Raw genomic sequence first — 22,307 nt, forward strand, 5'->3', positions numbered from 1 at the left:
ATTAAAATTTGTCACAAATACATTATTATGCCCTTTATAATTGTTAATTAACCAATTTTCCATATAGTATTCTTAGACCTACTACTATGGGTTTCTGCTTTCTCTAAATAAGTCTGGTTAGTGGGTTAACCAGGCTTAATCGTAGGATTTTCCGTCAGGGCGCGAGTTCCGTAAGCGGTTAATTAACCGCTTACAATGTTCCCTTTTGATGAATAACAATCAAAACGAACGGTTTTCCCTGGTATGCTGGAAGTAGGCGGCATTAATGGCGGCAAGTGCTGGGGCCACTTCACTACCACTTTTTTTGCCCTGGTTATTGCCAATTCAAGCACCTCCAGGGCATCCCTGTCTTCCCCGATTAATGTTTGCATCACTTGTAAATCCTTTTTTACCAGAGCTGACTTTTGCCGGGTTGGGTGCATAGGGTCGAAATAAATCAGATCAGGATAATCGCTGGCGGAAAGACTGTTCAGATAATTGCGTGCGTCTTGTGCAATCAATTTAAGCTGCAAAGCCTGTCTGGAAAGTTCATCCTGTCTGGCAAGCGCGTCTTCAAGCAACGCGGCCATAACCGGGTTGCGTTCTATCAACACGACATTGGCGCCAAAACTCGCCAGAACTGCCGCATCTCTGCCCCAACCAGCGGTGACATCAATAATACGCATCCCGGGCATTGGTTTACACGCTTTGACAAGGCCCTGCTTTTTACCGGCATCATGCCTTTTTTGCCAGGTATTTTGGCTAAAATCAGCATACATTGCAGTAAAAGGCTTAACATCAAGAACAAGTTTGTCGGCAGTGACCACCAGACGGTTATCGCAAGTGTTATCCAATGCCAGATCCAATTTTAAGGCAAGTTGCTGCGCTTTTTCCCGGCATTCTTCATTCTGATAACCGATGGTGAGTGCTAGCATGGTTCAGCCAGCAGAGAATCAACCCACTCGGCAAGTGAACGAAAAACGGGCACATCCTGATGTTTAAGCAGCGCAACCCGATCTGTCATGGGAGATAAAACCAAAATTGGGCTAGCGCCGGCTGCTTGAGCTGCCTCGATATCAGATACCCGATCCCCCACAAAGTAAACATCGGTCAGATCGGCCCGACCAAATCGCTTTGCGAGAGCCATTAACATGCCAGGCGCCGGTTTTCGGCAACCGCAACCTGTCTCGGGAAGGTGAGGGCAAAACTCGATTGCATCAATCCTCCCGCCTGCCTGCTCAACCAGATTAATTAATTTGTTATGGATAGCAGCCAGTTCATCTGCGGTATACAACCCGCGGGTAATACCTGACTGGTTAGTCGCCACGCCAATGACATAACCCGCCTGAGTCAGGCGGGCAATCGCTGCTATACTGCCGGGGAGGACAATAAATTCATCCACTGATTTAATATAGTGTAATGAATCCTGATTAATCACCCCATCCCGGTCTAATAATATAACTTTTTTCATGGGTTTAATTGAAGCACAGAAATATCAGCCACACCTTGCAGCGCTTCTTTCAAGCGTAATAATAAAGCAAGGCGATTATTTTTTATTGCCTCATTGTCAACCATTACCATCACATTGTCAAAAAAAGCATCCACTGCATTACGCAAGCTGGCAAGCTCAGTTAGAATTGCGGTGTAATTGCCGCTGTTATAAAGCGGTTTAATTGCTTCTTCAGTTGCCGCCAGCTTGGCAAACAAATCCTTTTCAGCCTGCTCAGTAAGCAAATCTTCCCGGACTGCCTGCTGCCCTGCTTTATTATTTTGCAACAGATTATTTACCCGTTTACAAGCGGCAGACAGTGCGCCAGCCTCGGGCAAAGCGACAAAATGAACCAAAGCTTTCAGACGATTATCAAAATCATACAACCAGTCTGGTTGACGAGCCTTCACCGCCTGAACAAAATCCTGGCTTACATCCTGCGCCTGATAATAGGACAATAAGCGCTCCATAATAAACGGATGTAAATCAGACAATACAGTAGCGGCAGAAAAACCTGAGCCATACCCTTCTACTGCTGCAATAATCAATTGCGACAAATCAAGCTCTACTTTACAACCAATTAATAACCGCACTACCGCCAGAGCATGCCGGCGCAATTTGAATGGATCTTTAACGCCAGAAGGCTTTTGGCCAATAGCGAATATACCCGCCAGGGTATCAAGCCTGTCAGCAAGCGACAGGGCTAATCCCAAATCTGTTTCCGGCAGGCTGTCGCCTGCAAACCGAGGGAGATATTGCTCATTCAGTGCGATTGCAACCGGCTTGGCTTCGCCATCATGATTGGCATAATAATAACCCATCAAGCCCTGCAGCTCAGGAAACTCGCCTACCATACCCGTCATCAGATCGCATTTGCTCAATTCGGCAGCGCGTGCAGCTTGTTGTTTATCAAGATTCAGCTTATCAGCCAAAATCGACATTAAACGCTGGATACGGTTAGATTTATCAAGCAGTGTTCCAAGTTTTACCTGGAATACCACATTGCCAGTCGCTTTAATCTGGCTGGCAAGCGGCGCTTTTTTATCCTGGCGGAAAAAGAAAGCAGCATCGCTTAAACGCGCTCGCATCACCTTTTCATTCCCTGCAATGACCTGTTCGGGATTAGCGCTGCGAATATTTGCAATAGTAATAAATACCGGTAACAATTTACCTGACCGCTGCAAGGCAAAACATTTCTGGTGCGATTGCATGGCGGCAATTAGCGCTTCAGCAGGAACATCAAGAAATTCAGAATCAAAATGAGCAGCTAATGCTTCCGGCCACTCAACAATAGAGGTAACCTCTTCCAGTAAATCATCCGGCATAACTGCCTCTGCCTCATGCTTCGCGGCAGTTTCGTTGATCTGTTTGATGATCTGTTGCTTGCGTTTATCAAAGTCAGCAACAACAAAGGCCTCATAAAGACTGTTTTCATACTGATCCGGATTAGCCAGTTCGATTGCTTGCGGGGCATGGAAACGATGCCCATAAGTCAGACGATCGGTTTTTACACCTAAAATTTCAGTTGCAATAACCTCGGACCCAAAAAGCATGACAACCCAATGCACTGGCCGTGCAAATTCGGCATCACCGTCTCCCCACCGCATGGGTTTGGCAATGGGCAGATTACGGATGGCTTCCCGAAGCAAATCGGGCAGCAAATCATGGGTTTTCGCGCCGCTGGTTTCGGCCTCATATACCAACCATTCCCCTTTATCCGTACTAACCACGGTTAACTCATCAAGCGCCACACCGCAGGAACGGGCAAAGCCCTGTAATGCCTGGGTGGGGTTTCCGTCAGCGTCATACGCTGCATTTTTGGCGGGACCTCGCCTTAATTGACGCTGGCTTGGCTGTTCTGTTTGCAATCCCTTTATTAATACAGTCAGGCGGCGCGGCGTCGCAAATGATTTTACTTCAGTGTAATTAATCTGCGCTTTGGCTAACGCATTGGTCAGGTTAACAGTTAATGCGTCTGCCAATGGCCGTACTGCGCCGGAAGGAAGTTCTTCACAACCTAATTCAAATAAAAAATCATTAACCATTATTTACACCTTTAGCATAGGAAAACCAAGCGCATCACGAGCATCATAATAGGCTTGCGCCATAGCTCTGGACAGTTGCCGCACTCGCAGGATATAACGTTGTCGTTCAGTCACCGAAATCGCTCTTCTTGCATCCAGCAAATTAAATGCGTGCGATGCTTTCATGACCATTTCATAAGCGGGCAGCGGCAAATTCATAGCAACCAGACGTTCAGCTTCTTTTTCGTAATGATCAAACTGCTGGAATAAGGCCTCAACATTAGCATGTTCAAAATTATAGGCAGACATTTCCACTTCATTTTGATGGAATACATCGCCGTAAGTCACAACACCATTCGGAGTATTGCTCCAGGGTAAGTCGAATATATTATCAACACCCAGAACATACATGGATATACGCTCAAGACCATAAGTCAGTTCACCGGTAACCGGTTTGCAGGACAAGCCGCCAACCTGTTGAAAATAGGTAAACTGTGATACTTCCATACCGTTTTGCCACACTTCCCAACCAAGCCCCCATGCACCCAGTGTCGGCGATTCCCAGTTGTCTTCAACAAAACGGATATCATCAGTCAGCGGATCAACGCCTAAAGCACGCAGCGAGTCCAAATATTTTTCCTGAATATCAATTGGAGAAGGTTTAAGCACAACCTGAAACTGATAATAATGCTGAACCCGGTTCGGGTTTTCGCCGTAACGTCCATCTGTAGGCCGCCGGCATGGCTGCACATAAGCAGCTGACCATGGCTCAGGTCCAATTGCCCGTAAAAAAGTAGCGGGATGAAATGTGCCTGCACCGACTTCCATATCAAGGGGCTGTAAAATCACACAACCTTGTGCTGCCCAATATTGTTGCAAGGTTAAAATAATATCCTGGAAAGTTGCCGGTTTAGTCATGGTTATCTCATGTTACATCAGGGTAAAGTGTATCGTTTTTTGATCTGCCTTCTTCCGCCCTACGGGCACCTTCTCCCGTCAACGGGAGAAGGAAACTATTGCAGTCTTCCGAATCAGGAAGAGGCCTTTTTGATTAACTCTTTCAGAGAATCAGCACTTGCCGCGCCGGGGATAAATGCAGGTTGAGTACCTGTTTTAAATTGTCCTGCCGGTGTGGAAGCAATAATAAATGCCGGTGTACCCATCAGACGCAATTTCTCAGCCAGCTGACGATTAGCTTCCAGTGCGTCAGTCACAGCCTGGCTGTTCATGTCCGCTTTGAATTTGGTCATATCAAGACCAATTGACTTGGCTACATCATCAATGATTTGATCATTCAAGCGTTTGTCCTGTTTGAGCAGCGCTTCGTGCATAGCCAGATATTTACCTTGCATTGCAGCGGCTAAAGCAGCGCGTGAAGCAGTTTCCGAACTTTTACCAAAAATAGGGAATTCTTTATAAATGATACGCAGATTATTATCCTGCTTGGCAAGATCGCCAAGAACGGGCGCCATTTTTTTACAGTGTATGCATTGATAATCAAAAAACTCTACCAGTGTTACATTACCTTTTGGATTACCAACAACGGTCATTTTATCAGTAAACAATTGATCGGCATTAGCGCTAATTGCTGATTTTGCCTGCTCCTGCATAGTCTGCTGTTGTTTTTGTTGTAGAGCTTGCGATGCTTCAATCAATACTTCAGGATTATTTACCAAATAATCGTGCACAACTTTCTCAACCGCTTTTTTCTGAGCGTCAGACATTGTGCTATTGTCAGCCATTACAGCCGGCGCCATTGCCATTGCAAGCGCGCTTGCAGCGAATATACCAGTAACTTTCACAAATTTCCCCTTTGATAGTAGTTATCACACACCGAACCGTAGCACCAGCGCAGGCTAAATTCAAGTAGCATACTTAATAAACTTTAAAATGGCGCACAATCCTCTATAGTGGTTAAATTTGCATACGCCAGTACCAGCCACTTCGGCCCTTCATGATCAAATTTCACCTGCACCCGGGTATGCGCCCCACTGCCCTCTACGGCCAATACAACACCATGACCGAATTTGGCATGACTCACGCTCTGTCCAAGTTTCAATCCCGCATCTTTAGCAGCCGCCTCAGGCAGTGATTGCCTTGAGGCCAGCGGTTGATACCTCGCTTTTACTCTGATTTCCTCCAACAATTCCTGGGGTATTTCATTCAGAAAACGCGAAGGACGGTGATATTCTTCCCGGCCGTATTGCCGCCGGACTTCCGCATAAGAAAGAATCAGCTTTTCCATTGCCCGGGTCATACCCACGTAACACAGCCTGCGTTCTTCTTCCAGACGGCCTGGCTCTTCAATTGACTGCTTACCCGGGAATACTCCCTCCTCCATTCCGACCAGAAACACATGCGGGAACTCCAGCCCTTTCGCAGCATGAAGGGTCATCAAGTGAACATAACGCTCGTGTTCCCCCGCTTGCATTTCCCCAGCTTCAAGCGATGCATGAGCCAGGAATGCAGCCATTAACGGCAATGATTCCTCTTCATCCTGTTCATAACGGAATTGTTTGGCCGCATTCACTAACTCCTGCAGGTTATCCAGCCGGGATTCTGATTTATCGCCTTTGATTTTGGCAAAGTGTTCGTATAAACCGCTGCTTTTAATCACTTCAGCAATCTGTTCATCCAGGTCAAGACCTTCTGTTTTATGTTGCAGCTGCTGGACAAGGGTTATAAATTTGGCTAACGCACCGGCAGCACGTTGCGGTAAGTCATTGGATTGCAGAATGAGATTAGCTGCCTGCCAGAGCGAGGATTGCTCGCTTTTTGCCAGCTGACGTACATCATCCAGCGTTTTTTCACCAATCCCGCGTGTGGGAAAATTCACTACTCGTTCAAAAGCAGTATCATCATGCTCGTTAAGCAGCAAGCGTAAATAAGCCAGTGTATCTTTAATTTCAGCGCGTTCAAAAAAGCGGACGCCGCCATAAATGCGATAAGCAATACCGGCACGCAGCAATGCTTCCTCGATCACACGCGACTGGGCATTGGAGCGATATAAAACCGCCATTTCATCGGCGCTGCGCCCTTCATTAATCGCCATGGCAATGCGTTCGCAGATAAACCGGGCCTCATCGATTTCATTAAAGGCACTGTACAAGACGATTTTTTCACCGGTTTTACCAGCTGTCCATAATTCCTTGCCCATGCGCGAATTATTATTGCTGATTAATTGATTTGCCGCGTCCAGGATGGTTGATGTCGAGCGGTAATTCTGTTCGAGACGAATAATATGCGTATCCTGAAAATCACGGGAAAACTGCTGGATATTTTCCACTTTCGCACCTCGCCAGCCATAAATTGACTGGTCATCATCGCCTACCGCCATAACAGCAGCCTGCGAACCGGCAAGCAGACGGATCCAGGCATACTGGATAGTATTAGTATCCTGAAACTCATCAACCAGAATGGCATGGAAACGGCGCTGATAATGAGCCAGCAATTCCGGGTTATCTCTTAATAATTCATGAGTACGCAGCAGCAATTCAGCAAAATCAATTACCCCGGCGGTCTGGCAGGCCTGTTCATAGGCTTTATAGATTTGCAACAGCGTTCTGGTATGACTGTATTGCGATACCACTACATGTTGAGGTCTGATGCCTTCATCTTTATTGGCATTAATAAATGATTGCGCCTGTTTAACCGGCCATTGCTCAATATCCAGATTAAGCGAGGTAATAACGCGTTTAATCAATCTGGACTGGTCATCGCTGTCAAGAATATGGAACTGCTCTGGCAAGCGCGCCTCCTGATAGTGCCGACGCAACAGGCGGTGGCATAAACCGTGGAATGTTCCAACCCATAAGCCAATGACCGGCGTTGACAGGAGATTATTCAGCCGCGCTTTCATTTCGCCTGCTGCTTTATTGGTAAATGTTACAGCCAGGATTGCCTGCGGCGGCATATTTAACTCTTCTATTAACCAGGCTATCCGGCTAACGAGTACCTTTGTTTTTCCACTGCCGGCTCCAGCAAGAATCAGTGCATTACCCAAAGGCGCCATCACCGCCTCACGCTGTTTTTCATTTAAGCCATTTAATAAATCTGTAATTGCCATGCCGCCCCCTCCTAAAACAATCCTCGCATTATCCTGAATTTGAAGCCGACTCTCAATTAAAATATCCCAAGTTCTGTGAACGCGATTCTGCTTTACCAATTACAAACAGGCAGGATATGATGAATATAAAAATTTTAAAGGACTAAAATGCATACTCTTTATCCTGCCATCAAGCCTTACAAGACGCACGAGCTTCCGGTCGGCGATCGCCATATTTTATACATCGAAGAAACGGGTAATCCGGATGGTTTGCCTGTCATTGTATTGCATGCAGGTCCCGGGGCTGACAGTGAATGTTATCTTCGGCGCTTTTTCGATCCGCAGATTTATCGTATCGTAATTTTTGATCAGCGCGGTTGCGGACATTCAACGCCGCACGCTGAAATCAGGGAAAATGACACTAATCTGTTACTGGAAGATATTGATACCATCAGAGAATATCTCGGTATCGAGCGTTTTGTCCTGTCAGGGGGCGGTTGGGGGGCATTGTTGGCATTGCTTTACGCCGAACGCTACCCGCAGCAAATACTCTGCTTATTACTGCATCGAATATTTTTAGGGCGGCAAAAAGATATCGCCTGGTTCTACCAAAACGGAGCAAGCCTTGTTTATCCGGATTACTGGCAGGAGTTTGCCAGTATCGTACCGGCAAATCGCCAAAACCATATTCCGCAATACTATGCCGAATGTTTACAGGGCCAGAATGAACTGGCGCGTATGGCGGCCGCTAAAAGCTGGGCATTATGGCAGGCACGATGCAGCAGCTTACAGCCTCATCAAAATGTCATTGATTTGTATAGCGACCCTCATTTTGCATTGGCATTAGCCAAAATTGAATCATGGTACATTAATAATCATTATTTTATTGAGGAAAATCAGGTATTGAATAATTCGAATAAAATCCGTCATATCCCGGCTTACCTGGTTCATGGCCGTTATGACATGATATGCCCTCTCGCCGGCGCTTGGGATTTGCACCAGAGTTTACCTGCTTCGCAATTAATTATAGTGCGCGACGCAGGCCATTCTGATCGTGAAGCAGGCATGATTGATGCTCTGATTACCGCCAGCAATGAAATTGGTAAACATAACCTTGACGCTTGTTAAGGTTTGTAATTTTAGGGTAAAGTTGGTATCACTCTGTTTATAATGGAAAAAGTAAATAAATTATGCGATTAATAGCTGCTGTCACTGCCCTCGCAAGCTCTATGGTGCTTGCTGGTTGTATCGCCAAAGGGACCAACCCGGATGATCCCTATGAGTCAGTCAACCGGAAAATCCACAAATTTAATATGGCTTTTGATGCTACTATGCTCAAACCGCCGGCACGGCTCTATAAAGCGGTTATTCCTGGCCCTGTACGTGCGGGGATTAATAACGCCTATAATAATATTAATATGATCCCGACTGTCGGCAACGATCTGCTGCAGGGCGAGTGGAGCTATGCGATTAAAGATACCTGGCGCTTTCTGGTCAATTCAACATTTGGCGTCGCCGGCTTTTTTGATGTAGCCGACCAGCGTTTCAGCCTTCCGCCGCATAGCAATGACTTGGGACTTACTTTTGCCAAATGGGGCGATAAAAAATCACCTTATATCGTTCTGCCGTTCCTTGGGCCAAGCACCATTCGCGACGGAATGGGTAACATGTTTGAATATTCAATCATGACCCCTTATCCATACCTTAAGAGCGATGCATTAATATACGGCTTGTTAGGATTACGTTATGTTGATCTGCGCTCGCAACTGTTTGATACCGAACGCCTTATGGATGAAGCGCTTGATCCTTACGCCTTTGTGCGTGACGCCTATTTACAGCATCGTAATTACCTGATTAATGGCGACGCGGTTGATTCCCTTTACGTAGAAGACGATAATAGCGTCAACAGCAGCGATTATGTTGATGATGTCGCTGAACCAGCGGTTACGAAAAAGGGGTAATCAGTTTTAAGATGTTGCATGTTGTATTGTATCAACCGGAAATTCCGCCTAACACCGGAAATATCATTCGTCTGTGCGCTAACAGCGGCGCACAGCTTCATTTAATCCACCCTTTGGGTTTCGCCCTCGATGACAAACGGATGCGCCGTGCGGGTCTGGACTACCATGAATGGGCAAGTGTCGTGCATTACGATAATGAAGCAAACTTCATTGACCAGAACAAAGAACGGCGTATTTTCGCCTGCACCACCAAAACCGATCAGAACTACCATCATGTCAGCTATCAGGATGAAGACATGCTTCTGTTTGGCCCCGAGACACGCGGTTTGCCGGTGCATATGCGTGAGCCCTATTCATCGATTCGAATTCCAATGCGGCCGGATAGCAGAAGCCTGAATCTATCGAATTCAGTTGCGATTATTTTATTTGAAGCATTGAGGCAATTGGAATTTACCGGTAATAAATAAGGAATGTTGGGCTTTACAGCCCAACCTTAATAAAAAAATTGCTCTGTGCAAAATCAAAGTGGAACAGAGAAAAAATACTAAAAGATTGATTAAAGTGATCTAACAATATACAATCCGTGATATGAGTTTCTAAGACAAGTTAGTTTATCATGCCACAATTCTTCCCTTTTCATGATGCAATCCGCTGCATGGAGTCCAATAATCTGGACAAATTTAAAGAGTTATTTAGCGCCATTGGCGACCAATCTCCTGGTAGAGAAACTGTGGAGCATTTGCTGAGGACCGCATGTAATGATTCCCTTCCAAAATGGGAATTTATTGAATACATTTGTTTTCTAACCTCAGAAAACAAGCCTGAACAACTTACCATTGATATGGTGCTTAAACGAGCAGCGGCATATAGTCAATGGGAGCTGGTTAAAAAGATTTGTTTAATGGGTGGCGACAATAAACCTAGTCAGACAGCTATTGATGTGGCAGCATTTCACGCTCATGAACAGGATCAACTTACTGCATTTAAAGCAATATGTGAACAAAGTATAACCAAACCAAGTCAAAAACAACTTGAAGACATTGTAGATGCCGCCATTGCAGCTTGGCCTATAAAATGGGAATTTATTGAATACATTTGTTTTTTAACCTCAGCAAATAAGCCTGGACAACCTGCCATTGACAAGACGCTTAAAAACGCTGCGGTACACAGCAAATGGGAACTGGTTAAAAAAATTCTCAAGATAGAAAACGACAATAAACCCAGTCAGACAGCTATTGATGTGGCAGCATCTCACGCTCATGAACAGGATCAACTTACTGCATTTAAAACAATATGCGAACACAGTATATCCAAACCAAGTCAAAAACAACTTGAAGACATTGTAGATGCCGCCATTGCGGCTTGGCCTGTAAAATGGGAATTTATTGAATACATTTGTTTTTTAACCTCAGCAAACAAGCCTGGGCAACCTGCCATTGATAAGGCGCTTAAAAACGCTGCGGTACACAGCAAATGGGAACTAGTTAAAAAAATTCTCAAGATAGAAAGCGACAATAAACCCAGTCAGACAGCTATTGATGTGGCAGCATCTCACGCTCATGAACAGGATCAACTTACTGCATTTAAAACAATATGCGAACACAGTATAACCAAACCAAGTCAAAAACAACTTGAAGACATTTTAGGTGCTGCTTTTCAAGCGTACCCTGTAAAATGGGAATTTATTGAATACATTTGTTTTTTAACCTCAGAAAACAAGCCTGGACAACCTGCCATTGATAAGGCGCTTAAAAACGCTGCGGTACACAGCAAATGGGAACTGGTTAAAAAAATTCTCAAGATAGAAAGCGACAATAAACCCAGTCAGACAGCTATTGATGTGGCAGCATTTCACGCTCATGAACAGGATCAATTTGCTGAATTTAAAGAAATATGTGAACAAAGTATAACTAAACCAAGCCAAAAACAACTTGAATACATTTTAGGTGCTGCTTTTCAAGCGTACCCTGTAAAATGGGAATTTATTGAATACATTTGTTTTTTAACCTCAGAAAACAAGCCTGGACAACCTATCATTGATAAGGCGCTTAACAACGCAACAGTATACACTAAATGGGAACTGGTTAAAAAAATACTCAAGATAGAAAGCGACAATAAACCTGGTCAAGCCGCTATTGAAGTTGTGTTAGGACAAGCTGCAAGTGCCGGACAATTAGAATTAGTTCAAGATATTTGCACCTTACCTCTGGAGCGTTGCCCCCGGGCTGAAGCAATTCAGAGTGCCTTTCTGGCTGCTGCCAATTCAAAGAATACGGGCATTTTGGCTTTCTTTATGGAAATAGAAACCGAAACCAGGCCTACCTCCGAAACCATTACCAAAGCATTTATAGATGCCGCGGCTGCAAATAATAATTTGGTTGTCCAATATTTTTGTGAATTAGCCACACCTAATCGACCTGATACAGCGTTAATTGAAATGGCATTCGATACTGCTGCAAGTAAAGGGCATTTAGATGTTATTAAATTTTTATTAGGAGAAACAAACCCGGTTCGGCCTGAAAAAAAATGTGTCGATGCTGGTTTTAATCGAGCTATATCTCAAGGCTATGTCCAATTGGCGCACTACTTTATTTTTCTTGATGAGTCCTGTTTTGAATCGAAACAACAAGCTATGGAAGCAGGATTTTTAACAGCAATCGAGGCCCCTAATGGATTGGGAGTACTTAAATTTTTAGTATCAGCTCATAAAAAAACAACTATTTTTGACGAAAAATTCTTGCGTGATGCCTATCAAAAAGCGGTTCAATTAAAAAGCCACTCAATATGTCGGTTCTTTGAACAGGAAAAGTTATTCCCTATAGAAAAACCTATTGCTCAAGCAGAGAAACCTACTGTTTCTGCTATACCAACACGGCCGCAAGAAATACAAAAAAACGTGCCTGATGCCGGGTTAACTCCAAAAGTAACAGCCAATGGACTAAGAGAGGCGGTTTCACAAAATAATCTCTCATTAGTCAAACACTATTGCGCAATGATCGTGGATAACAAGCTGACTATAAGAGATATTAATGAAGCGCTTAAGTCTGCTAATAATAAGCACATTAAACAATCGCTGGCGACAGCGAAAGCGATTCTGCAGTTACATAAGGATATTGCCGTATTCAGATCTCATGGAGAAAATTTAAAGCAAGAAAAAGCGAGTGAAAGCCATGGAATGAGAACCACAGATCTTGCGGATCAGCTTAAAACCCATGCGGATAATTATGCTGTTGCCTATTTTAATGGTCGCAGTACCAAGACTCAAGAAAAAGCTTTTTCAACTGCCTTGAAAAAAGGATTTTGCGACATGAACGATCACCGTATGCCGGGAAGAATGCTGTTCTTAAACATTGCAGCTGCCGCAACAGTGATAATACCGCTGATTCATTATATATTTACCGGGAACTTTTTATTCCTGAATACTAAACGGCAAAACCAGATTCAAACTATAATGGATGATTTGAATGTATTAACCAGGTAACGTCCCTAAAATTATTTTTTGTTTATTTAAAGCACAGATTTTTAAATTTATCTCGATCTACCCCCTCTCCCGCGAAAGGAATTTGAATAATTTACTGATGATCCTTCGCGGGAGAGGGATGTCACGAATGGTAATAGATGATGCGCTTTGGACAAATTTAAAAGAATTATTACCAAAGCCTAAAGGGAGGCATGGGACAGATGATCGCTTATTTTTGGAAGCTGTTTGCTGGATCCTTCGAACAGGGGCTGCCTGGCGTGACTTACCATTAGACTATGGCACAGTATCGATTTGTCCACTTCCCTCTCCCGCGAATAACCATCAGTATATTATTCAAATTCCTTTCGCGGGAGAGGGGGCAGATACGGGTAAATTTAAAAATCTGTGCTTTAAATAAGCAAAAAATAACTTTAGGGACATTACTTAATATTTACAAACTCTTTTGATTATCCACCCTCCTAACACCAAAGTAGACGCTATCCCCAGAAAGACGCCATAATTTTCCCAGCTCGGTCCGACCAACATTAAAACGTCAGGGGAATGAAAAATTGAGAATGGAATAGCCAGCAATACATCGAGCAGTGCGGAACCGGCGAGTAAACCACAGGCGATTAATGTTCCAGTTTGAGTGCGTTGTTTTGCCTCGTCACCGCTATAACCCGATTTGGCCAATCTTTTTCGTGCCAGCAAGGCAATCATGCCGCCGATAAAAAGCGGTACTGATGAGGAAATCGGTAAATACATCCCAATCGCTATACCCAGGATCGATAATCTGATGAAACGTTCCAGACGGAATATTTTGTTAACTGCAATAACAACTAAAATGACGCTTGCACCGATAAACATCACTGACCAGGGTAAAGCATGGCGAAATACCGCCTCTGTCACCGCGGCCATCAATGCGGCGACTGGCGCTGGTAAAGATTGCCCTGCATCCATACCTTCGTGCGGCATGACACCCGCAATGCCATAGACATCAAAAAGCAACTGCATCACCGGTGGAATAACCAGGGCTGACACGATAACACCGAGCAAAAGCATCAACTGCTGTCGCCAGGGCGTTGCGCCGACTAGCTGCCCTACTTTTAAATCCTGGCTATTATCGTTAGCAATTGCTGCGATTCCAGTTAAAATCGATCCAATAATAATGGTTACGGCTTCTGCAGCCTGCATCTGCCCCGCATCAAGCGGGGTGGGTATAAAGCAGTTAATCGCAACCAGCAGCAACCAGGCAGCAATTAACATCCCGGCAATCACCACCGAACTGCCAGGACTTGCAGTCACGCCGACCATCCCGGAAAAATATGCGGTAATCACTGAAAACAGAAATCCAACTACGATTAAGTAAGTGATAGCTCCTAAAATCAGTACAGGAGTCTGGGCGCCAGTAAAGCCAATATACGCCAGAGGAAATAAATGCCGGAACATGACAAAAAGAATGACTGCAACTACAGCTGTGCCCAGTAAAATAAAGGGAAGAGGAATATCCCTGTCAGTTCTTGCAAGTTCATTTTGCTGATATTTTTTCAGCGAAAAACCGCGTAATGATGACTGGATACTTTTAATTAACGGCCTGACTAATTTTAGAAATGTCCAGACCCCGGCAAACAACATAGCGCCAATGCCAAGATAGCGCATTTCGCCATTCCATAAAAATACCGCAGCTTTGGCAGGAGGATATTGATGAATAAACTCAGGGAAAAACTGACTTGCAATCGGCATGGCAATCAGCCAGGAAATAATTGCGCCCAGAAAAATACTGACCGCCATTTCATACCCAACCAGATAACCTGCCCCCAGCATGGTCGGCGAAAAACCTGCGCCAAAGCCAAATAAGGAACGGTTAGCGACAAACCAGAAGTTCCAACTGCTGGCAACGACTTTGAATCCAGTTTGCAGTAACTCAATCAAACCGCCAATCAAGCCGCCCAATACAATTTCTTTAACGCCTCCGCGCTCTGATGACGTTTTCAGTACCTCGGCAATGGCACGGCCCTCTGGAAACTTCAACGATTGATCATGAACAAGCACCCGTCTTAAGGGAATGGAAAATAAAACACCCAGCACGCCGCCACAGGCTGCAATCAAGAAATTGACCCAATAATCAAAATGATGCCAATATTGAATAATAATTAATGCTGGAATGGTATACACAATACCGCCAGCTACTGCCTCGCCGGCAGAGGCTGCAGTCTGCACCGCATTATTTTCCAGAATGGAAGAGTTTTTGAAAAAACGCAGTACTCCCATAGAAATAATGGCCGCAGGAATTGAGGCCGAAGTCAAAATACCCAGCTTTAAGGCAAGGTAAGCATTTGACATGGCCAATATGACCGTGAGAATAACAGCAAGAATAATACTGCGCACAGTCAATTCAATAATACCCTGCTTTCGTGTGCTACCCGACTCCAGACTTGCCATTAATTACCCCAAACCAAATTACTTACCCGCTCCTGCAACATGTCTTTTAATACTGCGTAAGGCACAGTAACCGTTTGCGGACCATATACATAAGCCGCAACCTGGTAAGTATCAAATACAATCACCAGACCTGATTGACTGAAATACCAGTTTTTATAATTTTCGATCTTCGGCTCTGTCCCCTCGGTTACCCATTTGGGATCGAAATCTTTATTTTCCAGAAATTTATTACGGCTGATTTCTGCAAGCTTCGCCAGATAACCGCTGTTGGGTTTAAACAATTGATCAAGGCCGACTTCCTTACCATCAATAAAATTCAGCGTTTTTATCGTATTATTGGGATGAGCCGCTCCCCGGGCATTGTAAGATATATCAAATTGCAGGCTTAACGCGTGCTGGTTTTGAAATTGCTGCTGGAAGTTAATATACAAACCGTTTTTGCCTGGTACATCAGCCGGCAAATCATCCACCACACTATCATTAACTGCTTTTTTCTGTGCGCTATCAACCAGTTTCTTGATTGTTTGATCAACTGGCTTGTTAAAACCCTGAGGGTATTTGATATCCAGAATAAGATTTTTAGTTTCTTTTTTCACTTCTACCGTTTTAGCGTAAACGTTAAAATTGACGCCAGACAAAACCAGTAACAAACTGGCTGCGGCCATAGTAAATTTGTTCATGTGTAATCTCTCCGGTTAATTTACCCATTTGCCGGCTATCATTGTCCTTTGCGACAAAGGGTAACCAAAATAATAGCACAAGGATGCGCTATCTTTTACTGACCATTTTACCAAATCCGCGGCAAATCCGGGCATTAGCCGTCCAATTTCAGCATCAAGGCCAAGCGCTTTCGCAGCCTGGGTTGTTGTTGCTGCAACAACCTCCGGTACAGTAAAACCAAATAACTGACATGCCATATTCATCATTAACAACAACGATGTTGTCGGTGAGGAACCAGGATTGCAGTCTGTAGCGATCGCCATTCCAACACCCTGCTCCCGCAAAAGTTGAATTGGCGGTTTTTGTTTCTCTTTTAAAAAGTAATAGGCCCCCGGCAGTAAAACCGCTACCGTGCCCTGCGCTGCCATAGCTTTGGCGCCCGCCAAATCAAGATACTCAAGATGCTCGCACGATAAAGCTCCCATCATCGCAGCTTGCTTGCCTGCTCCCAAATTGGTCAGCTGCTCTGCATGGCATTTGATGGGCAAGCCAAGCGCCAGAGCCTGATTAAAGATTTGCTCTGTCTGTTTCAGTGAAAAAGCAATGGATTCGCAAAAGACATCCACTGCATCTACGAGTTTTAGCTCAACCACTGCCGGCAGCATTTCATTGCAAATGATATCGACATAACGCTGTGGATTGTCTTTATGTTCGGGTGGGATAGCATGAGCGCCGAGAAAAGTTGTTCGGACTCTTAGACCGGCCAGTTCACCCAGACGGCGCGCAACCCGCAGCATTTTTACTTCATTTGCCAGATCAAGGCCATAACCTGATTTAATTTCGAGCGTAGTGACGCCTTCGTTTTTTAACGCCAACGCTCTGGGTAAAGATTGTTCCAGCAATTCCTCGTCCGAAGCGGCACGGGTTTTGTTTACCGTTGACAGGATACCGCCGCCAGCCTTAGCAATCTCACTGTAAGTCGCACCCTGAAGCTTCAATTTAAATTCATCGGCTCGATTACCGGCATAAACGAGATGGGTATGGCAATCAATTAATCCGGGAGTAACCAAATGGTGCCGGCAGTCCTCAATAACGGCTTTTGAATCCAGGAATCTGGAAGGTAATTGATCCTGTCCGCCACACCAGACAAATTTGCCATCGGCAATCACCAAGGCCTGATTGGTCAGCTCATTACCAGTCTCATCAACAGTTGTTGCATTCAATAAAACAGTATCGACAGTTCGCATTACACTTCCCAATGAGGTACCGTATGCGGAGCAACCAACCAACGCGCCTGATCAGTGGTATCGTAAATATCCCATTCCTTTGAACTGAATTCTTCCGGGCTGATATCCAGCAGCAACCAGGTCAAAAATATTGCCGCAGTAGCCGGCGAAACCAGTTTGTTATCCTGATGCAACTGCATAAAGAAATCTTTTTTCTCCGCATCCATGAACGCGGCCTGTCGAATTAATGCCTGCATATCGGTATCGATAATACCCGGCATCACACTGGCAAAATGGACATCTTCACTTTCCAGCTGCCAGCAGCGCGTCAACATGGATAACGCAGCTTTGGAAACACAATAGGCAGCCCATCCTTTCACTGGAAAATAAGCGACGCCTGAACCAATATGCAAAACCCGGTTACCGGATAATTTAGCCAGCAGTTTCTGACTTAAAGCCAATGGCGCGTTTAAATTGGTGGCAAGAGTATGCTGCCATTCTGCTGATGTGATATCAGCAATGCCTTTAATGGGCTCGATAATCCCGGCATTGTGTATCAGGCCGGTTATTTGTCTGACTGGTTTGAGGGCATTGATAATTTCCGCTTGCCCTTCTGATGTTGACACATCCGCGCAAAAAACAGAAATTAAAGGCGAAAAGGCCGCTGTTTCAGCCAATAAGGCTTGCCTGCGGCCAATAATAAGTACTTCGTGTCCGCGATCTGCCAGAGAATGGGCCAGCGCACGGCCAATGCCGCTGCCGCCACCAGTGATGACAAACAATGCCTTCTCCCAAAATACAATTTAGCGGATAATAGCAGTTATGCCTTTATTAAACTAGGGCGAGGTCGTTTCGGCCCAACAATATCCAGTTAATCATTTCAGGAGAAACCCGGCCATGTTAAAAAAACTGGCAAATTACCAACCAGGTGTTCAGTCACTTTGGCAAGGACGAACCGATAGCCTGCCCGGCGAACGTTTTTTTCAACGCGTCATTTGTCAGAATGCAGAAAATCAGCCCATAGAGCCTAATCATAAAATTGCCTTTCTCGGCTTCAGTTGCGATGAAGGCGTTAAACGAAATTCAGGCCGTCCCGGAGCGCAGCAGGGCCCTGATGCCCTGAAGGCGCAGTTAGCGAAATTGCCTTATCATGGCCGACATCAATTTATTGATGGCGGTAATATTCTGTGCACAGACAGCGACCTGGAGTCAGCTCAGCAGCAGCTGGCCGAGTTAATCAAGTACTATCAGCACAATGAGATCAAAACGGTTATTTTTGGCGGCGGCCATGAAATTGCCTGGAGTCATTTTAATGGACTGGTTAAAAAATATCCCAGACTGGGTATTATTAATTTCGATGCCCATTTCGATCTTCGCCCTTTAGCGGATAAAAAAGGCACTTCAGGCACACCTTTTTACCAAATCTCACAATATTGCGAACAGAACAACCTGCTGTTCTCCTATTGTTGCCTGGGCATCCAGCCGCATGCTAACACGACAAGTCTGTTTAACACAGCCAGTAAATTAAATGTGTCATATCTCACCGCCGAACAAATCACTCATGACAGCCCGGCCAATCAAATTCGTTTTCTCGATAAATTTCTGTCAACTCATGAAGCAATTTATCTGACTATTTGCCTGGATGTCTTTGCAGACTGTATTGCGCCTGGCGTCAGCGCTCCGCAGCCATTGGGCTTATTTCCCTGGCAAACGCTTCCCCTGTTGAAATACATCGTACAAACTGGCAAAGTGGTAAGTTTTGATATTGCCGAACTTTCTCCGCCCTGGGATCAAGAGCAAAGAACGGCACGTCTTGCGGCAAATATTGCGGCAGAATTGATAGAATTATTATAAAAGGAGTAATACATAATGAAAAAGACTTTGTTATGCAGCGGATTGTTGGCTCTATTAAGCGCCTCTGCGTTCGCAATTCAGGACCACCCCGCTACAGCTAATTATCCCAAACGCACACTGGAAATTGCGGCTAACAAGCCAACAAACACAAACATAGTAACCGCCGAAGCGAATATTACCGGACCAACAACCACAACCCCCGCGCCAGTACAACAAAATCCGGCTACCGCCCCTGCGAATCCTCAACCAGTTGTTACACCACAACCAGCAACGCCAGCGCCAGTCAATTGCTCTTATCGTACTGGTGAAGCTTCTCATATTGACCCTAATCTGGTGAAGCAGTGGACAGAAAAAGCAACGCAACAGGCTTTCGATCTGGACTTTAGCAACCTGACGCAACAATTGTCTGCCCTGCAAACCTGCTTCACCGATCAAGGCTGGCAGAGCTTTAGCGACGCCCTGGAAAAATCCGGTAATATGAAAGCGATAACAACTGAAAAATTGACTGTAAGCAGCATAATCAGCGGCACTACATCAATTATCGAAACCAAAGAAAATCAATGGAAAGTCAACTTGCCATTGCAGGTTGTTTATCAAAACGATAAAGAAAAACTGACTCAAAATCTGAGTGTTGACGTTATTGTTGGCAGAAAATTGTCAGGAGATCTGGGTATTATGCAAATTATCGCAACCCCAAAAACAGCAACGCCTGCTGCTCCTGCCGCGCCAGCTACAGCGGCACCGGCAACACAACCAACAGCGCCAGCTACTCAGAATTAATATTTTGTATTCCGGGGGTATGGAATCACTCCCATTAAGTTAAGAAAATTTGTCATCCCCGCGAAGGCGGGGATCCATCCATCAAACAAGGTGAAGAGTCACCATGAGAGATGGATTCCCGCCTTCGCGGGAATGACAGAATTCTTAACCTAATGGCAGTGGGGTGTGGAATACCCCCCTACTCAGGGAAGATTATGCGTAAACTCGTTTTAGCCATTAGCTGTCTTTTCAGCGTTAACACTAATGCCAATGTGTTCCAGTTTTTTACCGGCATCTCTTACAGTAATCCTGCAGAATTGTTTAAAGTAAAAAACAACGAATTTATTATTGGCAGTACCGAGGTCTATGTTGAAGGCCGATTCACCGGTAATGCCTTAAATTTTAATACCCTTAATCTTGATTATGGTGAAAGCGATACCAAACGGACCAGCATTCTCCCGTATGGGCGAATAGCCAGCCGGATCAATGATAAACTGGTATGGGGAGTTGATGTCACTCAACCTTTTAATTCTTATCTGGTATGGGGAAAAGATGCCGTTACCCGCTATGCTTCAATAGATGTTCTAATCACGGATGTTGACGTAAGCCCACGCCTGTCGGCAGAGATTACTCCCAAATTGCATGCCGGCGTTGGTGTTAATTTTAATTTTTTAAAAAATAACGAAGTAAATTGGGCTTTACCGGTTAACGCTACCCAATATGCAACGCTTACAAACCGAACCACAGGGTTTGGCGCCGGTTATGATGTGGGTTTGTCGTATATGATTAACCCAACCAATTTTATAGGCGCCAGTTATTATTCTGCCATCCGGCAAAATACGCGCGGCCAAAGCATGTTCGCCGGCAATATCAGTAATGACATACGATTTAATTTCCGGTTTCCGGCAACCAGCCTGTTTAATTACACCCATATTTTTTCACCAACATGGCTGGGCAACATCCAGGCAATCCGATCCGAATGGGATGCAAACCAGTTTGCCAGAGTTTTAAATACTGCAGCCCCACCGCCCGCCGGACCAAATTTTATTTTCACGATGAAATACAAACCATCCTGGGCTTTCGTCGGCGTTTTACGTAAGCAAGTCAATGAAAAAACCGGTTTGAGCTTTCTGGGTGTGGTTGATGACGGGCCGGAACGAGACATCTACCGCACCCTTAATTTCCCGGCAGACAGAATTTATCTGTTAGGCCTGTCTACTGATTATCATCTCAATCAGACAACCAGCGTTGAATTATTATATGGCCATGCATTTTATAATACGTTGCTGGGTAACTATGTAACAGTCGGCAACCAACAAATGCCGCTTACCAGCGGTAGAGTGCGAATTAATGCGGATGTGATTGATTTACGGCTGAAAGTTCAGGCTTAAACTCATGTTGGCTTTACAGTCCAACTACACGTAATATAAAAAAATGGTCCGGTACAAAAAAAATAGCCTTTGTGCCGGACAATTTTTGAGGTTGGGTCGTTTTGACCCAACAAACCTTTTTATCAAGCACTCTACATCTGAAAAGGATTGAAGATTGGTAATGTTGGGTCGGAACGACCCAACCTACATGTAATACAAAAAAATTGTCCGGCACAAAGAAGAATAGCATAACAGTCCTTAATCATTAATATTTTGTTAATAAATTGTATTTATAATGATCAAATGATTTCTTATTGATCTATTTATATGCCTTGTTACGATTTTGTTCTTTATCCACGTGCCAGCTTAGAGCTTGAAGAGTATCTACGCGACTTAAGTAGGCGCCCGGCTAGTGAATTACAGCAATTTAAGGCTAAAGCGTCCAATTTGCTGCAACAGTTATCTATTGTTAAGAATCCCTATTCGATCTTATTCACGATGGCAAATCTTTTAATCGCTGAACAATTTTCTCGATGGATCATTCATTATTCCAAGTCGTATAATAATCGAGAAAAGTGGCTTACTTTTTCCTACAATTACAGAACAATTAATGTTGATTTAATAGCTGAAACGATAGAAGAAAAACGTTCTTATGCGATTTCGGAAATTATTTATCCGGCTTTAAATCGTTTTTCATCATTACGAAATCTTTTTCCAAATTTAGATGATAATTACTTGCGCTATGAAGCGCTAAAAATTAGAGAAATTAATTGGAACGCCATTTGTTTTCAAATCGAATCTAATGTAGTTAATCCTCCGAATGCTGCATTAGCTGCAGATTTGTCTGCATCAGAAGACACCCTAAACCAGGAAACTATACCTTTATTGACCGATGAAGAGGAAATGGAGGAAGAGGAAGCTGCTCAGATTTTACTTCAATTAACTACTTATCCTGGCTATTTCTTTAATCGAGGTTTAAATAAGGATAATTCTAATGTCGTCTCTGCATTTCAACAAGGTACGGAGCTATCTTAATGG

General features: G+C 44.4%; 18 protein-coding genes and 1 pseudogene. 9 read left to right on the forward strand and 10 right to left on the reverse strand.

The features are described from left to right. Nucleotides 1–182: 182 nt before the first annotated feature. From ACFORL_RS12445 to uvrD, 6 genes are all read right to left on the reverse strand, one after another. Nucleotides 183–914 (reverse strand): class I SAM-dependent methyltransferase, encoded by a 732-nt coding sequence (locus ACFORL_RS12445; protein WP_382344528.1) that lies wholly within the window; start codon nucleotides 912–914, stop codon nucleotides 183–185. Further along, nucleotides 908–1,450 (reverse strand): D-glycero-beta-D-manno-heptose 1,7-bisphosphate 7-phosphatase, encoded by a 543-nt coding sequence (gene gmhB / locus ACFORL_RS12450; RefSeq protein WP_382344531.1) that lies wholly within the window; start codon nucleotides 1,448–1,450, stop codon nucleotides 908–910. The genes ACFORL_RS12445 and gmhB overlap by 7 nt, the downstream gene beginning before the upstream one ends. Further along, on the reverse strand, nucleotides 1,447–3,513 hold the full coding sequence (gene glyS, locus ACFORL_RS12455; protein ID WP_382344532.1) for a glycine--tRNA ligase subunit beta: 2,067 nt from the start codon (nucleotides 3,511–3,513) through the stop codon (nucleotides 1,447–1,449). Before glyS ends, gmhB begins: the two co-directional genes overlap by 4 nt. Nucleotides 3,514–3,516: 3 nt before the next feature. Continuing rightward, complete coding sequence (glyQ, locus tag ACFORL_RS12460; protein ID WP_382344534.1) at nucleotides 3,517–4,410, reverse strand: glycine--tRNA ligase subunit alpha; 894 nt, start codon at nucleotides 4,408–4,410, stop codon at nucleotides 3,517–3,519. A gap of 113 nt (nucleotides 4,411–4,523) precedes the next feature. Then, on the reverse strand, nucleotides 4,524–5,294 hold the full coding sequence (locus tag ACFORL_RS12465) for a DsbA family protein (RefSeq protein ID WP_382344536.1): 771 nt from the start codon (nucleotides 5,292–5,294) through the stop codon (nucleotides 4,524–4,526). A gap of 83 nt (nucleotides 5,295–5,377) precedes the next feature. Beyond that, the gene (gene uvrD, locus ACFORL_RS12470) at nucleotides 5,378–7,558 is read right to left on the reverse strand and encodes a DNA helicase II (RefSeq protein ID WP_382344538.1); all 2,181 of its coding nucleotides are present in this window, start codon (nucleotides 7,556–7,558) and stop codon (nucleotides 5,378–5,380) included. A gap of 147 nt (nucleotides 7,559–7,705) precedes the next feature. Between uvrD and pip the strand changes: the two genes are divergently transcribed. The 5 genes and pseudogenes from pip to ACFORL_RS12495 all read left to right on the forward strand — a co-directional run. Next, nucleotides 7,706–8,665, forward strand: coding sequence for a prolyl aminopeptidase (gene pip, locus ACFORL_RS12475; protein WP_382344540.1), 960 nt, complete (start codon nucleotides 7,706–7,708; stop codon nucleotides 8,663–8,665). A gap of 62 nt (nucleotides 8,666–8,727) precedes the next feature. Next, complete coding sequence (locus ACFORL_RS12480; protein WP_382344542.1) at nucleotides 8,728–9,498, forward strand: MlaA family lipoprotein; 771 nt, start codon at nucleotides 8,728–8,730, stop codon at nucleotides 9,496–9,498. Nucleotides 9,499–9,509: 11 nt separating this feature from the next. After that, nucleotides 9,510–9,965: a tRNA (uridine(34)/cytosine(34)/5-carboxymethylaminomethyluridine(34)-2'-O)-methyltransferase TrmL gene (gene trmL, locus ACFORL_RS12485; protein ID WP_382344544.1), complete on the forward strand. Its 456-nt coding sequence runs from the start codon at nucleotides 9,510–9,512 to the stop codon at nucleotides 9,963–9,965. A gap of 149 nt (nucleotides 9,966–10,114) precedes the next feature. Beyond that, nucleotides 10,115–12,979: a hypothetical protein gene (locus tag ACFORL_RS12490; RefSeq protein WP_382344546.1), complete on the forward strand. Its 2,865-nt coding sequence runs from the start codon at nucleotides 10,115–10,117 to the stop codon at nucleotides 12,977–12,979. 118 nt (nucleotides 12,980–13,097) lie between these two features. Further along, a pseudogene (locus tag ACFORL_RS12495) lies at nucleotides 13,098–13,259 on the forward strand (transposase); the annotation flags it as partial. 143 nt (nucleotides 13,260–13,402) lie between these two features. Here ACFORL_RS12495 and ACFORL_RS12500 read toward each other — a convergent pair. Genes ACFORL_RS12500 through ACFORL_RS12515 form a run of 4 tightly spaced genes read right to left on the reverse strand, consistent with a single transcriptional unit; the run spans nucleotide 13,403 to nucleotide 18,068 of the window. Further along, entirely contained in the window at nucleotides 13,403–15,400 is a 1,998-nt protein-coding gene (locus ACFORL_RS12500) for an OPT family oligopeptide transporter (RefSeq protein ID WP_382344548.1), read from the reverse strand. Next, nucleotides 15,400–16,080, reverse strand: a complete 681-nt coding sequence (locus ACFORL_RS12505) for an RsiV family protein (RefSeq protein ID WP_382344550.1) — start codon at nucleotides 16,078–16,080, stop codon at nucleotides 15,400–15,402. Before ACFORL_RS12505 ends, ACFORL_RS12500 begins: the two co-directional genes overlap by 1 nt. Before the next feature lie 15 nt (nucleotides 16,081–16,095). Beyond that, nucleotides 16,096–17,307: an imidazolonepropionase gene (gene hutI / locus ACFORL_RS12510; protein WP_382344553.1), complete on the reverse strand. Its 1,212-nt coding sequence runs from the start codon at nucleotides 17,305–17,307 to the stop codon at nucleotides 16,096–16,098. Further along, nucleotides 17,307–18,068: an SDR family NAD(P)-dependent oxidoreductase gene (locus ACFORL_RS12515; RefSeq protein WP_382344555.1), complete on the reverse strand. Its 762-nt coding sequence runs from the start codon at nucleotides 18,066–18,068 to the stop codon at nucleotides 17,307–17,309. The genes hutI and ACFORL_RS12515 overlap by 1 nt, the downstream gene beginning before the upstream one ends. A gap of 115 nt (nucleotides 18,069–18,183) precedes the next feature. Between ACFORL_RS12515 and hutG the strand changes: the two genes are divergently transcribed. The 4 genes from hutG (at nucleotide 18,184) to ACFORL_RS12535 (ending at nucleotide 22,304) form a co-directional block, all read left to right on the forward strand. Continuing rightward, nucleotides 18,184–19,140: a formimidoylglutamase gene (hutG, locus tag ACFORL_RS12520; protein ID WP_382344557.1), complete on the forward strand. Its 957-nt coding sequence runs from the start codon at nucleotides 18,184–18,186 to the stop codon at nucleotides 19,138–19,140. A gap of 15 nt (nucleotides 19,141–19,155) precedes the next feature. Then, the gene (locus ACFORL_RS12525) at nucleotides 19,156–19,920 is read left to right on the forward strand and encodes a DotI/IcmL family type IV secretion protein (RefSeq protein ID WP_382344559.1); all 765 of its coding nucleotides are present in this window, start codon (nucleotides 19,156–19,158) and stop codon (nucleotides 19,918–19,920) included. 194 nt (nucleotides 19,921–20,114) lie between these two features. Beyond that, a complete protein-coding gene (locus tag ACFORL_RS12530; protein WP_382344561.1) occupies nucleotides 20,115–21,290 on the forward strand; it encodes an OmpP1/FadL family transporter in 1,176 nt (391 codons plus the stop codon). A 306-nt stretch (nucleotides 21,291–21,596) separates the two neighbouring features. Next, complete coding sequence (locus tag ACFORL_RS12535; protein ID WP_382344562.1) at nucleotides 21,597–22,304, forward strand: hypothetical protein; 708 nt, start codon at nucleotides 21,597–21,599, stop codon at nucleotides 22,302–22,304. Nucleotides 22,305–22,307: the final 3 nt, after the last annotated feature.

This window comes from Legionella dresdenensis (assembly GCF_042649825.1).
GTDB classification, from domain to species: Bacteria; Pseudomonadota; Gammaproteobacteria; order Legionellales; family Legionellaceae; genus Legionella_C; species Legionella_C dresdenensis.

Excerpts from the sequence above, each read along its gene's own strand:
- ACFORL_RS12445 (WP_382344528.1), bottom strand. The coding sequence starts at position 914 with ATGCTAGCACTCACCATCGGTTATCAGAATGAAGAATGCCGGGAAAAA.
- gmhB (WP_382344531.1), bottom strand. The coding sequence starts at position 1,450 with ATGAAAAAAGTTATATTATTAGACCGGGATGGGGTGATTAATCAGGAT.
- glyS (WP_382344532.1), bottom strand. The coding sequence starts at position 3,513 with ATGGTTAATGATTTTTTATTTGAATTAGGTTGTGAAGAACTTCCTTCC.
- glyQ (WP_382344534.1), bottom strand. The coding sequence starts at position 4,410 with ATGACTAAACCGGCAACTTTCCAGGATATTATTTTAACCTTGCAACAA.
- uvrD (WP_382344538.1), bottom strand. The coding sequence starts at position 7,558 with ATGGCAATTACAGATTTATTAAATGGCTTAAATGAAAAACAGCGTGAG.
- pip (WP_382344540.1), top strand. The coding sequence starts at position 7,706 with ATGCATACTCTTTATCCTGCCATCAAGCCTTACAAGACGCACGAGCTT.
- ACFORL_RS12480 (WP_382344542.1), top strand. The coding sequence starts at position 8,728 with ATGCGATTAATAGCTGCTGTCACTGCCCTCGCAAGCTCTATGGTGCTT.
- trmL (WP_382344544.1), top strand. The coding sequence starts at position 9,510 with ATGTTGCATGTTGTATTGTATCAACCGGAAATTCCGCCTAACACCGGA.
- ACFORL_RS12490 (WP_382344546.1), top strand. The coding sequence starts at position 10,115 with ATGCCACAATTCTTCCCTTTTCATGATGCAATCCGCTGCATGGAGTCC.
- ACFORL_RS12500 (WP_382344548.1), bottom strand. The coding sequence starts at position 15,400 with ATGGCAAGTCTGGAGTCGGGTAGCACACGAAAGCAGGGTATTATTGAA.
- ACFORL_RS12505 (WP_382344550.1), bottom strand. The coding sequence starts at position 16,080 with ATGAACAAATTTACTATGGCCGCAGCCAGTTTGTTACTGGTTTTGTCT.
- hutI (WP_382344553.1), bottom strand. The coding sequence starts at position 17,307 with ATGCGAACTGTCGATACTGTTTTATTGAATGCAACAACTGTTGATGAG.
- hutG (WP_382344557.1), top strand. The coding sequence starts at position 18,184 with ATGTTAAAAAAACTGGCAAATTACCAACCAGGTGTTCAGTCACTTTGG.
- ACFORL_RS12525 (WP_382344559.1), top strand. The coding sequence starts at position 19,156 with ATGAAAAAGACTTTGTTATGCAGCGGATTGTTGGCTCTATTAAGCGCC.
- ACFORL_RS12530 (WP_382344561.1), top strand. The coding sequence starts at position 20,115 with ATGCGTAAACTCGTTTTAGCCATTAGCTGTCTTTTCAGCGTTAACACT.
- ACFORL_RS12535 (WP_382344562.1), top strand. The coding sequence starts at position 21,597 with ATGCCTTGTTACGATTTTGTTCTTTATCCACGTGCCAGCTTAGAGCTT.